The sequence below is a fragment of the Streptomyces sp. NBC_01525 genome, from assembly GCF_045040405.1.
GTDB lineage: Bacteria > Actinomycetota > Actinomycetes > Streptomycetales > Streptomycetaceae > Streptomyces > Streptomyces benahoarensis.
This window is the reverse complement of the sequence record NZ_CP109397.1, coordinates 3,153,064-3,167,440: the sequence shown is the minus strand read 5'-3', so window position 1 is coordinate 3,167,440 and position 14,377 is coordinate 3,153,064. Positions and strand designations below refer to the sequence as shown.

General features: G+C 73.8%; 10 protein-coding genes and 3 tRNA genes. 8 read left to right on the top strand and 5 right to left on the bottom strand.

Annotation, left to right across the window (positions count from 1 at the left end):
• Positions 1-252 precede the first annotated feature (252 nt).
• The 3 genes from purD (at position 253) to OG422_RS14065 (ending at position 6,394) form a co-directional block, all read left to right on the top strand.
• Positions 253-1,572, top strand: coding sequence for a phosphoribosylamine--glycine ligase (purD, locus tag OG422_RS14075; RefSeq protein WP_405743098.1), 1,320 nt, complete (start codon positions 253-255; stop codon positions 1,570-1,572).
• Between the two features lie 611 nt (positions 1,573-2,183).
• On the top strand, positions 2,184-4,328 hold the full coding sequence (locus OG422_RS14070; protein WP_405743096.1) for a hypothetical protein: 2,145 nt from the start codon (positions 2,184-2,186) through the stop codon (positions 4,326-4,328).
• A gap of 587 nt (positions 4,329-4,915) precedes the next feature.
• The gene (locus OG422_RS14065; RefSeq protein ID WP_143944718.1) at positions 4,916-6,394 is read left to right on the top strand and encodes a N,N-dimethylformamidase beta subunit family domain-containing protein; all 1,479 of its coding nucleotides are present in this window, start codon (positions 4,916-4,918) and stop codon (positions 6,392-6,394) included.
• 192 nt (positions 6,395-6,586) lie between these two features.
• On the opposite strand, the gene OG422_RS14060 is transcribed toward OG422_RS14065, so the two are convergent.
• On the bottom strand, positions 6,587-7,510 hold the full coding sequence (locus OG422_RS14060; RefSeq protein WP_405743094.1) for a LysR family transcriptional regulator: 924 nt from the start codon (positions 7,508-7,510) through the stop codon (positions 6,587-6,589).
• 100 nt (positions 7,511-7,610) lie between these two features.
• Here OG422_RS14060 and OG422_RS14055 point away from each other — a divergent pair, with 100 nt between their 5' ends.
• Both OG422_RS14055 and OG422_RS14050 read left to right on the top strand, forming a co-directional pair.
• The gene (locus OG422_RS14055; RefSeq protein WP_405743092.1) at positions 7,611-8,852 is read left to right on the top strand and encodes an MFS transporter; all 1,242 of its coding nucleotides are present in this window, start codon (positions 7,611-7,613) and stop codon (positions 8,850-8,852) included.
• An 81-nt stretch (positions 8,853-8,933) separates the two neighbouring features.
• On the top strand, positions 8,934-9,833 hold the full coding sequence (locus OG422_RS14050; protein WP_405743090.1) for a phosphoribosylaminoimidazolesuccinocarboxamide synthase: 900 nt from the start codon (positions 8,934-8,936) through the stop codon (positions 9,831-9,833).
• Positions 9,834-9,884: 51 nt separating this feature from the next.
• Here the strand turns inward: OG422_RS14050 and OG422_RS14045 are convergent.
• The 4 genes from OG422_RS14045 to OG422_RS14030 all read right to left on the bottom strand — a co-directional run bounded on the left by OG422_RS14045 (position 9,885) and on the right by OG422_RS14030 (position 10,836).
• Positions 9,885-9,957: transfer RNA gene (locus tag OG422_RS14045), tRNA-Gly, on the bottom strand.
• 207 nt (positions 9,958-10,164) lie between these two features.
• A tRNA-Gly gene (locus tag OG422_RS14040) sits at positions 10,165-10,237 on the bottom strand.
• An 89-nt stretch (positions 10,238-10,326) separates the two neighbouring features.
• A tRNA-Gly gene (locus OG422_RS14035) sits at positions 10,327-10,398 on the bottom strand.
• A 117-nt stretch (positions 10,399-10,515) separates the two neighbouring features.
• Complete coding sequence (locus tag OG422_RS14030; protein WP_143942054.1) at positions 10,516-10,836, bottom strand: Lsr2 family protein; 321 nt, start codon at positions 10,834-10,836, stop codon at positions 10,516-10,518.
• A 300-nt stretch (positions 10,837-11,136) separates the two neighbouring features.
• Between OG422_RS14030 and purS the strand changes: the two genes are divergently transcribed.
• Genes purS through purL form a run of 3 tightly spaced genes read left to right on the top strand, consistent with a single transcriptional unit; the run spans position 11,137 to position 14,335 of the window.
• On the top strand, positions 11,137-11,388 hold the full coding sequence (gene purS, locus OG422_RS14025; RefSeq protein WP_030284318.1) for a phosphoribosylformylglycinamidine synthase subunit PurS: 252 nt from the start codon (positions 11,137-11,139) through the stop codon (positions 11,386-11,388).
• A complete protein-coding gene (purQ, locus tag OG422_RS14020) occupies positions 11,385-12,089 on the top strand; it encodes a phosphoribosylformylglycinamidine synthase subunit PurQ (RefSeq protein ID WP_143942053.1) in 705 nt (234 codons plus the stop codon). The genes purS and purQ overlap by 4 nt, the downstream gene beginning before the upstream one ends.
• The gene (gene purL / locus OG422_RS14015) at positions 12,086-14,335 is read left to right on the top strand and encodes a phosphoribosylformylglycinamidine synthase subunit PurL (protein WP_143942052.1); all 2,250 of its coding nucleotides are present in this window, start codon (positions 12,086-12,088) and stop codon (positions 14,333-14,335) included. Before purQ ends, purL begins: the two co-directional genes overlap by 4 nt.
• Positions 14,336-14,377: the final 42 nt, after the last annotated feature.

Here is a 14,377-nt window from a genome sequence, read left to right as displayed (position 1 = left end):
TTCCTACCGCCGAACGGTGGGGCTTGCCCCCACGATCACGGGATTCCCGACCGGAAGTGGCCTCCCATCGGGTATAGGCCAACCCGGCCTCTCACCCGAAAGAGGTGCCGCACCCGTGGGCGCGGAGTTGCCGGGGACCGTGCCCGTAGGGGGTGTCTTCCCGATCTTCGTGGGTCTGCGGCGGTCGAAAAGGCACCCCCCCCCTAGGGGCGCCGGGCCGGGCCGGAACCCCGGGCGGCTAGGCTGCCACCTGTGAAGGTCCTCGTCATCGGCGGCGGCGCCCGCGAACACGCCCTGTGCCGCTCTCTGTCCCTCGACCCCGACGTCACCGCGCTGTACTGCGCTCCCGGCAACGCCGGTATCGCCGAGGTGGCCGAACTCCGCTCCGTCGACGCCCTCGACGGCGCCGCCGTCGCCGCGCTCGCCGCCGACCTGGGGGCCGGGCTCGTCGTCGTCGGCCCCGAGGCGCCCCTGGTGGCGGGCGTCGCCGACGCGGTCCGCGCGCGCGGCATCCCGGTCTTCGGCCCCTCGGCGCAGGCCGCCCGGCTGGAGGGCTCCAAGGCGTTCGCCAAGGACGTGATGGCCGCCGCGGGCGTCCCGACCGCCCGCAGCTACGTCTGCACCACTGCGGAGGAGATCGACGCGGCGCTGGACGCCTTCGGCGCCCCGTACGTCGTCAAGGACGACGGGCTGGCCGCGGGCAAGGGCGTCGTCGTCACCGAGGACGTCGCGACGGCCCGCGCGCACGCCCTGGCCTGCGTGGAGCGCGGCGGCGAGGGCGGCGGGCAGACCGTCATCGAGGAGTTCCTCGACGGCCCCGAGGTGTCGCTCTTCGCGGTCACCGACGGCGAGACGGTGCTGCCGCTCCAGCCCGCCCAGGACTTCAAGCGCGCCCTCGACGGCGACGCCGGTCCCAACACCGGTGGCATGGGCGCCTACAGCCCGCTGCCCTGGGCCGACCCGCAGCTCGTCGACGAGGTCCTGGCCACGGTCCTGCAGCCCACCGTCGACGAACTGCGCCGCCGCGGCACGCCCTTCTCCGGCCTGCTCTACGCAGGTCTGGCGATCACCTCGCGCGGCGTGCGGGTCATCGAGTTCAACGCCCGCTTCGGCGACCCGGAGACCCAGGTGGTCCTGGCCCGCCTGAAGACGCCGCTGGCCGGGCTGCTGCACGCCGCCGCGACCGGCACGCTGGCCGCCGTCCCGCCGCTGCGCTGGAGCGACGGCGCCGCGGTCACCGTCGTCATCGCCTCGCACAACTACCCGGGCACCCCGCGCACCGGCGACCCCATCGAGGGCCTCGCCGCCGTCGCCGAGCAGGACGGCCCCAAGGCGTACGTGCTGCACGCCGGGACCGAGCAGGACGCGTCCGGCGCGGTCCTCAGCGCGGGTGGCCGGGTCCTGTCGGTGACCGCGACCGGCGCCGACCTCACTGTCGCCCGCGACCGTGCTTACCGTGCCGTGGGCCGGATCTCCCTGGACGGCGCCCAGCACCGCACGGACATCGCCCGGAAGGCCGCGGAGGACGCGGCGGAGGCGGCGGAGGCGGCGAACGCGGGGGCGCAGGCGTAACGCCGCTCCCTCTCGTCGCACCCGGCATCGCCGGTCGGCCCCGGTGCCCCGCCTGTTACGGCGGCGGCGCCGGGGTCGCTGGCATGTTCGGGGGGCCGTTCGGCCCGTTCGGCCCTTCCGCGCCCGTCGGCCACGGCCGTCGGTGTCCGGGTATGGGGCGGATACGGCGGCGGGGGAGCGGGCGCGGGGCGCGCCTGGCGTGCGCTGGTGCGGGGACGGGCGCGGGCCGAAGCGGCGCCGGGGCGTCGCCGGTCTCCGGGTCCCGGGGCCGTGCGGGAGACAGTTCCCGGCTCTGCCCAAAGCCATACCATCGAGTGACCGATCCGGCGACCTGCTGACGGGAGCCGGGCCCCCAACTAGGGTGCCGCGCAAGCGTTCTGTGCGCGCCGTGCTGCTCTCCGGTACGGCGACCACGGTGACGTCCGGCAAGTGGCTCACCGGCATTGCGATGTCAGTGGCCGGTGCCACAGTGGTGGGGAGCGCGCGATGGCTCGGGCACGGTGCCCGTGCGGGCCGGAGCCGCCGGGCGCTCCCGATGTTCGGCTCGATACGCGTGATCTCTCCGATGTCTCCGTCCGTCTCCACGAGGACAGCAGGGGGTGTGCAGGCCCATGGCTGGTCCGGAAACAGGCGTCCTCGCGGCGCGCTCCCGTGCCCTGGCCGTGCTGCGGATCCGCGGTGCGGCGCTCGCCGTGGCGCTGCTCCCCGCCGCCGTCGCCGTGGTGCTGCTCGTCGGCGGCGCCACCGGCCGCCTCGGCGCGCCGGACGCCGCCGCGGGCTCCGGCTGGGGCCTGGCCCGGCTGCTCGTGAGCGGCGTCGCGGTGCTGACGCTGGCGCTTGCCGCGCTGGTCGGCGCGGTCGTCGCCGGGGCCAGGCCGGCGCTCAGCCCCTCCGTCCCGGTGCCCGAGGGTGCCGCACCCGACCTCTACCGCCTCGTCCGAGAGCTGGCCGACCGCCTCGGCGTCCCGGCGCCGTCCGCGCTGGCCCTCACCCCGGACTGCGACAGCTGGCTGGAGGACCGTACGCACCGCACGCACGGCCCGCCCCGGGCCGCCCGCCGCGCCGACCGGAGGGCGACGGCCCCGGTGCTGGTCATCGGCTCCCCGTTCCTGTGGTGGATGCGCGTCGGCGAGCTCCGCGCCCTCCTTGCCCCCGTCGTCGCCGGCACGGGCCCCGCGGCGGACCCGGACATAGCCGCGGCCCGCCGGTTCATCCGCGGGCTGGACGCCGCGGTCGCCGTCGCCGACCGTGCCCGGGGCGTGCGGGCCCCAGCGCTCCGCTTCGTCGGCCTGGCGTCGCGCCGGATGCTGCACGCCTGCCGCGATCACGCCACGCTCATGGAGCGGGCCGTGGCGGCCGCCGCGTCCGAGCGCGCCCAGGACGTCGACCACCGCCTTCGGACCGTCGCCCAGGAGCAGGTCGGTCTGGCGTACGCGGGCTGGGACCGGCTGCTGACCCGCGTCGCGCTGCCCGCGTGGCGGCTGGGCCGCTGGCCCGCGCACCTGGACTCCGGCGTGGTCTCCGCGCTCACCGAGCTGTCCCGCCGCGACCGTCTGGCCGACGGCTTCACCGCCCGGCTCGGCGAGCGGCCCGCCTGCGATCTCCTGGAGGAGCCCGGCGCCATCGACGGCGCCGCGTCCCTGCTGGCCGCGCGGCTCTTCCACGGCGGCCCGGCGGCGGCCGGACCGGGCTGGTCGCCCGTCGGCTGGGGCGAGTATCCGGACGAGGTCGTGGACCGCACCTGGCGCCTGGAGGCCGCCCGTCTGCACCGCGTCCTGGACGACCTGCCCGCCGCGCCCCCGCCCGGCCCCGGCGACCGCCGCCCGGCCCGCACCCCGGAAGCGCCCGCGACCCGTACGGGCCCGGACACCACCGCCCTGCCCGCGGAGCCCGGCCCCGCGCCCCTGGCCACCCCGGTGGCGGGCCCCGCCGCGGCCACCGAGACCGGCAGCACGGCCGTCGACGGCCCGGCCCGCCGCCCGTCCGCCGTCGCCACCGCCCCGCCGCCCGCCGCCCCGTCCCTGGGCCCGACGCTGGAGCGGGTGATCGACCACCTCTCCGGCGACACCGCGGCCGGTGACCTCGTCGCCGCCCGCCTGGACGCGGAAATGGCCCGCGAGGCCCGCCCCGCCGCCGGTGGGCATGCCGCTGCCGGGGGCTCGGATCGCCCGGAGCCGGACACGGCCGGTTTGCCGGATCCGGCGGACGGGCTCGGCTTCCCGGAGACGACGGACGTACCTGGTTTCCCGGACGCGACGGATGTGCCCGGCTTTCCGGCGGCGACGGGCCGGCCCGGCCTCCTCGGGGCGACGGACCAGCCCGGCTTCCCGGAGACGGCTGACCGCCCCGGCTCCCCGGGAGCGACGGGTCGTACGGACGCGCCCGGCCTCCCGGAGCCGACGGACCGTACGGAGCTGCCCGAGCTCCAGGACTTCCCGGACCTGCCGGACCTGCACGGCGCGGACGGCCTCGCCGACGGGGGCCTGCCGCTCTTCCCGCTCCAGCCGCCCCGCACCGGCCGCGACCTGCTCGCCGACCATGTCACGGCAATGGTCTGCTGCGCCGCGGTGGACACCGCGGGCGCCGCCCCCGGCCTCGACTGGCTGGACGGCCCCGCCCTGCTGATCGACGGCGCCCGCCGCACCGACCTCGGTACCCCCGTCCGCAGCCTCGTCGAGGACGGCGACGCCGCCCCCCTCCGCGCCTGGCTCGCGACCATAGGCGCCCGCCCGGAAAAACCGGTTCGCCTGCCGTGAGCCCTGCCCCTCCCGTCTGACGCCCCGGACCCGCACGCGCGGCGCCTTCCGGCCGTACGCGCGGCGCCTTCCGGCCGTACGCGCGGCGCCCTCCGGACGCACGTCGGGGCCGTCCGGCCCCTCGCGGTACGCGGCACGGCGCCCTCCGCCCCGGTGACGGCCGGCCAACTCGGGCACCCCGCCCGCCACCCGGGCCACGGCTTCCGGGCCACGGCCCCCGGGCCACGGGCCCCCGGGACTGCCCCCGGGCCACGGCCCCAGGCCACGACCCCCAGGTCACGGCCCCCGGGCGCGCCCTCGTACCCGAACGCCCTTTCCTCTCCACCCCCCTGAGGCCCCGTTCCGTATACCTGTCGGGTTGTTTCTCTCGTCAAGTCCGTTGAATTCGCGACGAAGGGTGACGAACCGAGTGCTTAATGTGATGTGCTGGGAGTGGCCGCGTCGGTTCGGAGGAACTCCGCGGCGCCGGTCCCGCACGCCGTAGCGGCCCTGTGCGGGCGGCCCGTGACGCCGGCCCGCCGCAGGTGCCCGGCCGGCGGTGTACGGAACCAGGCCGGCCCACGGGGGACGCGGGAGGGGAGCTGATGGTGGGGACGGATCAGATCAGGCGCTGGGAATCGGGCGCCCTCGCCCACGCGGTGACGGACCCGTTCGGCCAGGGCCCACTGCCCTGGCTGCGCGGCAGCGAGACCTACTTCGACTCCGGCCACCTCGTGCCCTGGTACGTCGAGCAGGCCACCGTCCACGGCGACCCGCGGGTCCCGCCGCCCCGTAAGCACAACGGCCCGCGCACCGCCGACGACGTCCACCGGCAGATCAAGGGGTTCGCCACCACCGGCGCGGTCGCCCCGGGTGAGGCCATCGACTTCCGGGTCTCCGTCGACCCACCGCAGCCGTTCAGCATCGACATCTACCGCATCGGCCACTACGGCGGCGCCGGCGCCTTCAAGATCACCACCAGCCCGCGGCTCTCCGGCATCGTCCAGCCCGCCCCGCTCGCCGCCGAGCGCACCGTCTCCTGCCACCACTGGTGGCTCTCCTGGCGCCTCCAGGTCCCCACGTACTGGAATCTCGGCGCGTACGTCGCCGTCCTGACCACCGAGGACGGCTACCGCAGCCACATCCCCTTCACCGTCCGCGACGACCACCCCGCCGACCTGCTGCTTCTCCTGCCCGACATCACCTGGCAGGCGTACAACCTCTACCCGGAGGACGGCCGCACCGGCGCCAGCCTCTACCACGCCTGGGACGAGGACGGCGCGCTCCTCGGCGAGGGGCAGGCCGCCACCACCGTCTCCTTCGACCGCCCCTACGCCGGTGCCGGACTGCCCCTCCACGTCGGCCACGCCTACGACTTCATCCGCTGGGCCGAGCGATACGGCTACGACCTCGCCTACGCCGACGCCCGCGATCTGCACGCCGGACGCGTCGACCCGTCCCGCTACCGCGGCCTGATCTTCCCCGGCCACGACGAGTACTGGACGGCGCCGATGCGGCGCACCGTCGAGCGCGCCCGTGACCACGGCACCTCGCTGGTCTTCCTCTCCGCCAACACCATGTACTGGAAGGTCGACCTCTCCCCGTCGCCCTCCGGCCCCGGCGCGCTGCTCAGCTGCCGCAAACGCCAGGGCCCGGGCCGCCCCGCCCTCTGGCGCGAGGCCGGTGACCCGGAACAGCGGCTGATGGGCGTTCAGTACGCGGGCCGGGTGCCGGAGCCCGCGCCCCTCGTCGTCCGCAACGGCGCCCACTGGCTGTGGGAGGCCACCGGCGCGGGCGAGGGCGACGCGCTGCCCGGCCTGGTCGCGGGCGAGGCCGACCGCTACTTCCCGCGCACCAGCCTCCCCGAGCACACCGACCGCGTGCTGCTCGCCCACTCCCCGTACCGCGACGCCGAAGGCCACCGCCGCCACCAGGAGACCTCGCTCTACCGCGCCCCCAGCGGCGCCCTGGTCTTCGCCTCCGGCACCTTCGCCTGGTCACCGGCGCTGGATCGCCCCGGCCACGTCGACCCCCGCGTCCAACGCGCCACGGCCAACCTCCTGGACCGCATCTGCAAGCGGGACTGAATCCGCAACGGGACCGACGGCCGTCACGGGACCGACGGGACCGACGTCACGGGACCGGCGAATGCGGCCGGTGAACGGGACCGGGCCGAGGCCCGCGCCACCGGCCCCGGCGAGCCCACTCCGCGCTGCCTCCCCGGCGAGCCCCCGCCCGCGCAGCGCCCGCCCCTCCCGGAAGCCCCTCGGCCAGGGCTCTCACCCCACCCCCGGCCCCCGCTCCAGGAACGGCGCCATCTCCCGCGCCAGCGCCACCGTCAGCGCCCGGAAGATCCGCACGTCGGGATGGGGGTCCCCGGTCCGCGTCGCCAGCACGCTGTGCGCGGGCGCCGCGTCCAGCACCGGTACGTACACCGCCCCGGGCCACGGGTAGTACCGCGCGAACGACGCCAGCCCGGAGCCCGCCCCGCGCCCGGCGGCCACGCTGGTCAGCACGTCCTGAGGGGTCAGCGCGCAGTCCGGCGCGCGCCGCTCGCCCGCGTCGAAGTACAGGTAGTCCGTGAACGGCCGCGGGGTGTGGCGCGGCAGTCGCAGATACGGCAGATCCAGGACGTCGGCGACGCGCAGCCCCTCCCGCCGCGCGTCCGCGAACACCGAACCCGCCGGTACCGCCACGATCCGCCGCTCCGTCGTCAGCACGTCCACGTCGATGCCCTCGGCCTCGATCGCCGGGCGGACGAACGCGACGTCCACCCGGTCCTCGCGCAGCGCGCTGCAGTGCTCCGTGAAGTTCAGCTGGACCAGCCGCAGCGGCACCTCGGGCCGCGCCCGCCGGAAGGCGTTGACCGCGGCGGGCGTCACCTCCGCCGAGCCGTGGCCCATCACGCCGACGCGCAGCGCCCGCGCGGCCGGACCGTTGTCGAGGGCCGCCTCGGTGACGTCCTCGACCGCCGCGTTCACCGCCGCCAGCAGCGTCCGGGCGTGCGACACCAGCCGCCGCCCCGCCGCCGTCGGCACCACCGTGCCCCGGCCGCGCTCCAGCAGCCGGGCCCCGAACTCCCGCTCCAGCTGCTGGACGTGCCCGGTCACCGCGGCCGGTGACAGGAACAGCCGGGCCGCCGCCCGGCCGAAGTGGCCCTCCTCGACCACCGCCAGAAAAGAAGACAGCCGCCGCAGATCCATGGCGCAACGATACGGCCGACCACCCCCGGTGGCTCGTACGCATTCACGATTCCTGAACGCCTGCGGCGCCCGCCCCGGGGCCTCCCGTAGAACGGCCGGTATGACGACGCCTTCCCTCCGGACCGACGCGCCCGCCGCCCCGGCACCCCCGGCCGCCGGGCCCCGCCACTGGCTGCGCGCGGGCTGGCTGATGACCGCGTCCGGCTGGAGCGCCAACCAGTTCTCCGCCCTCCTCGGCGCCTACCGCACCGACCTGGGCCTGACCAACGCCACCACCACCGGCCTCTTCGCGGTCTACGTCCTCGGCCTGATCCCCGGCCTGCTGCTCGCCGGACCGGCCGCCGACCGCCGCGGGCGCCGCCCGGTCACCTTCGCCGCGCTCGCCCTGTCCGTTCTGGCAACCTGCCTGTTGATGGCCGGTCCGTCCGCCGCCTGGCTGCTGTGGCCCGGCCGCTTCCTCACCGGGCTCGGCGCCGGCACGCTGCTCACCGCGGGCAGCGTCTGGATCAAGGAGCTGTCCGCCGCCCCGTACGGCACCGCCCCCACCCCGGGCGCCGCCGCCCGCCGCTCCGGTCTCTTCCTCTCCGCCGGTTTCGCCTCCGGCGGCCTGGCCGCCGCCTGCATCGCCGAGTGGGCGCCGCACCCGATGGTGCTCGCCTACGTCCCGCACCTCGTCCTCGCCGCGGCCGCCGCCCTCGGCGCGGCCCGCACCCCGGAGACCGTCACCGCCCACCGCCCGTCAGGCCCCGCCGTACCGCCGCCCGCCGAGCCCGGCCCCGCCCCGTCCACCACGGCCTTCCGCCGCCTCGTCGCCCCCATGGCCCCCTGGGTCTTCGCCGCCCCGACCATCGCCTTCGCGACCCTCCCGGGGCTGGTCGACGCCGGCCTCGACGGCTGGCGCACCGTCTACGCGGGCCTCGCCACCGCCGTCACCCCCGGCACCGGCATCCTCGTCGCCCCGCTCGCCCGCCGCCTCGCCGCCCGGCACCGCATGGCCACCGCGTTCTGCGGCCTGGCCGCCATCGCCGCCGGTCTGCTCGTCGGCGCCCTCGCGGTGGCCCGCATCGACCCCGCGCTGGGCCTGCTCGCCGCGGTCCTCCTCGGCGGCGGCTACGGCCTCAGCGTCGCGTACGGCCTCACCGAGGTCGCCGCCCTCACCCCGCCCCACCGGCTGGCCCGCCGCACCGCCCGCTTCTGGGCCCTGTGCTACCTGGGCTTCTGCGCACCGTACGCGGTCACCCTGCTCACCGGCGCCTGGTCGCCGTCGGCCGTCCTGACCGGCGGCGCGGTGCTCGCCCTGCTGACGCTCGCCATCCTCGTCCGGAACGCCGCCCGCACCTGACCGGGCGGCCCCGGCACGGCGCCCTTCCTCCGCGTACGGGAGAATCGTCAGGACTCCTGGACCAACCTACGCGGAGGCAGCGTGTCCGGTTTTGTAGAAAAGCCCGAGCCCTTGCAGGTGCCCGGCCTCACCCACCTTCACACCGGCAAGGTGCGTGACCTCTACCAGAACGCCGACGGCGAACTGATCATGGTCGCCAGTGACCGCATCTCTGTGTACGACTGGGTGTTGCCCACCGAGATCCCGGACAAGGGCCGCGTCCTCACCCAGCTCTCCCTGTGGTGGTTCGACCAGCTCGCCGACCTCGCCCCGAACCACGTCCTCTCCACGGAGCTGCCGCCCGGCGCCCCCGCCGACTGGGAGGGCCGCACCCTCGTCTGCACCTCGCTGGAGATGGCCCCCGTCGAGTGCGTCGCCCGCGGCTACCTCACCGGCTCCGGCCTCGCCGAGTACCGGCAGTCCCGCACCGTCTGCGGTCTGGCGCTCCCCGAGGGCCTCGTCGACGGCTCCGAACTGCCCGCCCCGATCTTCACCCCGGCCACCAAGGCGGCCGTCGGCGACCACGACGAGAACGTCTCGTACGAGGAGGTCGCCCGCCAGGTCGGCCCGGAGACCGCCGCCCGGCTGCGCCGCGCCACCCTCGACATCTACGCCCGCGCCCGCGACATCGCCCGTGGCCGCGGCATCCTCCTCGCCGACACCAAGTTCGAGTTCGGCTTCAAGGACGGCGAAATGGTCCTGGCCGACGAGGTCCTGACGCCCGACTCGTCGCGCTTCTGGCCGGCCGACCTGTGGCGGCCGGGCCAGGCCCAGCCCTCCTTCGACAAGCAGTTCGTCCGCGACCATCTGACGTCCCCGGCGTCCGGCTGGGACCGCAACGGCGAACTCGCGCCCCCCGGCCTCCCGCAGGACGTCGTCGACGCCACCCGCGCCAAGTACATCGAGGCGTACGAGCGACTGACCGGCCTCACCTGGTCCTGACGCACGACAAAAGCCCCGGCCGGTGTTTCCACCGGCCGGGGCCTTTCGCTGAGCGGACGACGAGGCTCGAACTCGCGACCTCAACCTTGGCAAGGTTGCGCTCTACCAACTGAGCTACGTCCGCATGCTCCGTGCGAATCCGGCGACCGTTTCCGGCCCCGCCGCGCGGTGCGGGGACCACTATAGCCAATGAATGTGCCCCGGCGAACCACCCCGGGATCCGTGTCGCACGGCCCGCCGTTTTTCTGTGTCCGCCGCCACATCTCGACGGAGGCGGCGACCCATGACAAAGGCCCCGGCCGGTGTTTCCACCGGCCGGGGCCTTTCGCTGAGCGGACGACGAGGCTCGAACTCGCGACCTCAACCTTGGCAAGGTTGCGCTCTACCAACTGAGCTACGTCCGCAGGCATCCACCCGGCTTTCACCGAGCGGCGCGACAGCTACTCTACCTGATCGAAAAGACTGCTTGAGTCCAAAGACCGAGAACTGTCAGAGCGGGTGACAGGGATTGCACACTGCGCCTCCCTCTTGGAAAGAGGGCGCTCTACTACTGAGCTACACCCGCGTGACTCCTCGGGGCCCGGCCCTTCGGCCTCGCCCCTCGGCGCGCTCCAGACTCTAGCTGATCAATGGGGGTGCCGTGCAAGTCGGCTCCGCGCGGGCCCCGGGCCCGCGCGCGGCTTCAGTGGTTGGCCGCGCTGAACGCCTCGTAGACCTTCTTCGGGATGCGGCCGCGCGGCGGCACCTCCATCTGGTGCGAGCGGGCCCAGGCCCGGACCGCCGCCGGGTCGGGCGTCACCGACGTGCGGTGGTACGCCTTGCCGGACCTGGCCCGCTTGCGGCCCGCCTCGACGAACGGCTCCAGGGTGTCGCGCAGTTTCTTCGCATTGGCGGGATTGAGGTCGATCTCGTACGACTTCCCGTCCAATCCGAAGGCGACCGTCTCTGCGGCTTCTCCTCCGTCGATGTCGTCGGAGAGCGTTACCACTACGCGCTGCGCCACGGATATCGGTCCTTTCGTGCAGCAACCCCGTGTTGACGTGGGGTGTTGCTTCGGATCCTGTTGATAGGGATCAATGCTTTTTCATTTGTACAGCGGTGGGCAATGCATTGTGAAGCCCAGTTAATTTCTTCAGCGTGTCATGTCGCAATCCGGACGGTGGATCTTTTCGAGGATTTTCCCCGGTGTGTACGCCCGGCCGATACCGCACCGTGAGGGGACGATCACTTATCTATGCGCGTAGAATCTCGCACACGGTAGTGTGAGGGAACCGCCTTACGCACCACACCACCGGGAGTGCCAGTGGCACGCGTCGTAGTCGACGTCATGCTCAAGCCGGAGATCCTCGACCCGCAGGGGCAGGCGGTGCAGCGCGCACTGCCACGCCTGGGATTCGAGGGCATCGCCGACGTCCGTCAGGGCAAGCGTTTCGAACTTGAGGTGGAGGGTCCGGCCGACGACGCCGCCCTCGCCCGCATCCGCGAGATGGCCGAGACCTTCCTCGCCAACACCGTCATCGAGGACTTCACCGTCCGTGTCGAGGCCGGATCATGACTGCACGCATCGGCGTCGTGACGTTCCCCGGGACGCTCGACGACCGTGACACCCAGCGCGCCGTCCGGGTCGCCGGGGCCGAGGCGGTGCCGCTGTGGCACCGGGACAAGGACCTCAAGCAGGTCGACGCCGTGGTGCTGCCCGGCGGTTTCTCGTACGGCGACTACCTGCGGGCCGGGGCGATCTCCCGGTTCTCGCCGGTGATGGAGTCCGTCATCGCGCAGGCGAAGGACGGCATGCCCGTCCTCGGTATCTGCAACGGCTTCCAGGTGCTCACCGAGACGCATCTGCTGCCCGGCGCGATGCTGCGCAACGAGAGCCTGCACTTCGTCTGCCGTGAGCAGAAGCTGCGGGTGGAGAACGCGGACACCGCCTGGACCACCGACTACACCGCGGGCCAGGAGATCTCCATCCCGCTGAAGAACATCGACGGCCGCTACGTCGCCGATGCGCGCACGCTCGACATGCTGGAGGCCGAGGGCCGCGTCGCCTTCCGCTACCTGACCGACGGCGAAGCCGCCGACGGATACGGCAACCCCAACGGCTCGCTCCGCGACATTGCCGGAATCACCAACGAGGCGGGCAACGTCGTCGGCCTCATGCCGCACCCCGAGCACGCCGTGGAACCGCTGATCGGCACGGGCCGCACCGACGGCCTCGGGTTCTTCACCTCGATCCTGAAGAAGTTGGTCAACGCATGACGCTGGACACGGTCAAGCACGCCGCGGAGACCCCTGAGGCCGAGCAGCCCTGGGCCGAACTGGGGCTGAAGCAGGACGAGTACGCGCGCATCCGCGAGATCCTGGACCGCCGCCCGACCGGCGCCGAGCTCGCCATGTACTCCGTCATGTGGTCCGAGCACTGCTCCTACAAGAGCAGCAAGGTCCATCTGAAGCAGTTCGGTGAGAAGGTCCCCGAGAACGACGCGATGCTCGTCGGCATCGGTGAGAACGCCGGTGTCGTCGACGTCGGCCAGGGCTACGCCGTCACGTTCAAGGTGGAGTCGCACAACCACCCCAGCTACATCGAGCCGTACCAGGGCGCGGCCACCGGCATCGGCGGCATCGTCCGCGACATCCTCGCCATGGGCGCCCGTCCGGTCGCGGTCGTCGACCCGCTGCGGTTCGGCGCCGCCGACCACCCCGACACCAAGCGCGTCCTGCCGGGCGTCGTCGCGGGCATCGGCGGCTACGGCAACTGCCTGGGCCTGCCCAACATCGGCGGCGAGGTCGTCTTCGACGCCTGCTACCAGGGCAATCCGCTGGTCAACGCCGGTTGCATCGGCGTGATGAAGCACGAGGACATCCACCTGGCGAAGGCGTCGGGCGCCGGTAACAAGGTCATCCTCTACGGTGCCCGCACCGGCGGCGACGGCATCGGCGGCGTCTCCGTGCTCGCCTCCGAGACCTTCGACGACACGAAGCCCACGAAGCGCCCGGCAGTCCAGGTCGGTGACCCCTTCCAGGAGAAGCTGCTCATCGAGTGCACCCTGGAGGTCTTCAAGGAGCAGCTGGTCGCCGGTATCCAGGACCTCGGCGGCGCCGGTCTGTCCTGTGCCACCAGCGAGCTGGCGTCGGCCGGTTCCGGCGGTATGCGCGTCGAGCTGGACACCGTCCCGCTGCGTGACTCCTCCCTCTCGCCCGAGGAAATCCTCATGAGCGAGTCGCAGGAGCGCATGTGCGCGATCGTCGAGCCGGACAAGGTCGGCCGCTTCCTGGAGATCTGCGAGAAGTGGGACGTCATCGCCACCGTGATCGGTGAGGTGACGGACGGCACCCGGCTGGAGATCTTCTGGCACGGCGAGCAGATCGTGGACGTCCCGCCGCGCTCGGTCGCCCACGAGGGCCCGACCTACCACCGGCCGTACGCCCGCCCCGACTGGCAGGACGCCCTCCAGGCCGACGACGCGGGCAAGCTGGCCCGGCCCGCCACCCCGGAGGAGCTGCGCGCGCAGATCCTCCAGGTCGTGGCGTCGCCGAACCAGGCGTCGAAGGCGTGGATCACCGATCAGTACGACCGGTTCGTGCAGGGCAACACCGTCCTCGCGCAGCCGGAGGACTCCGGCATGATCCGCATCGACGCGGAGACCAACCTGGGTGTCGCCCTCGCGACGGACGGCAACGGCCGCTACGCCAAGCTCGACCCGTACGCGGGCGCGCAGCTGGCGCTGGCCGAGGCGTACCGCAACGTCGCCGCGACGGGCGCCAAGCCGCTGGCCGTCTCCGACTGCCTGAACTTCGGCTCGCCCGAGGACCCGGCGGTGATGTGGCAGTTCGCCGAGGCCACCCGCGGTCTCGCCGATGCCTGCCAGACCCTGGGCACCCCGGTGACCGGCGGCAACGTCTCGCTGTACAACCAGACCGGCGAGGTGGCGATCCACCCGACGCCGGTGGTCGCGGTGCTCGGCGTCATCGACGACGTGAACCGCCGGACGCCGGTGGCGTTCGCCGAGGAGGGGCAGCTGATCTACCTCTTGGGCGACACCGCCGAGGAGCTGGGCGGTTCGGCCTGGTCGCAGGTGGTCCACGACCATCTCGGCGGTCTGCCGCCCAAGGTCGACCTGGAGCGCGAGCGGCTGCTGGCGGAGATCTTGATCTCGGCCTCCCGCGACGGCATGGCCGACGCGGCGCACGACCTCTCCGACGGCGGTCTGATCCAGGCGCTGGTGGAGTCGTGCCTGCGCGGCGGCAAGGGCGCCCGGCTGGTCGTCCCGGAGGGCGTCGACCCGTTCGTCTTCCTCTTCTCCGAGTCCGCGGGCCGCGCCGTCGTCTCGGTGCCGCGGAGCGAGGAGCTGCGCTTCACCGACATGTGCGGGGCGCGCGGTCTGCCGGCCACCCGCATCGGTGTGGTCGACGGGGACGCGATCGACGTCCAGGGCCAGTTCAGCATCGCGCTGAGCGAGCTGCGGACGGCGCACGAGGCGACGATCCCGGGCCTGATCGCCTGATCGACGGCCCGGCCGCACAGCGCGGAACGGAAACGACGAGGG

Bases quoted from the DNA above. Each gene is read 5' to 3' on its own strand.
- OG422_RS14060 (WP_405743094.1), bottom strand. From the start codon at position 7,510: ATGGATCTGCGGCGGCTGTCTTCTTTTCTGGCGGTGGTCGAGGAGGGC.
- purL (WP_143942052.1), top strand. From the start codon at position 12,086: ATGACGCTGGACACGGTCAAGCACGCCGCGGAGACCCCTGAGGCCGAG.
- OG422_RS14070 (WP_405743096.1), top strand. From the start codon at position 2,184: ATGGCTGGTCCGGAAACAGGCGTCCTCGCGGCGCGCTCCCGTGCCCTG.
- purQ (WP_143942053.1), top strand. From the start codon at position 11,385: ATGACTGCACGCATCGGCGTCGTGACGTTCCCCGGGACGCTCGACGAC.
- OG422_RS14055 (WP_405743092.1), top strand. From the start codon at position 7,611: ATGACGACGCCTTCCCTCCGGACCGACGCGCCCGCCGCCCCGGCACCC.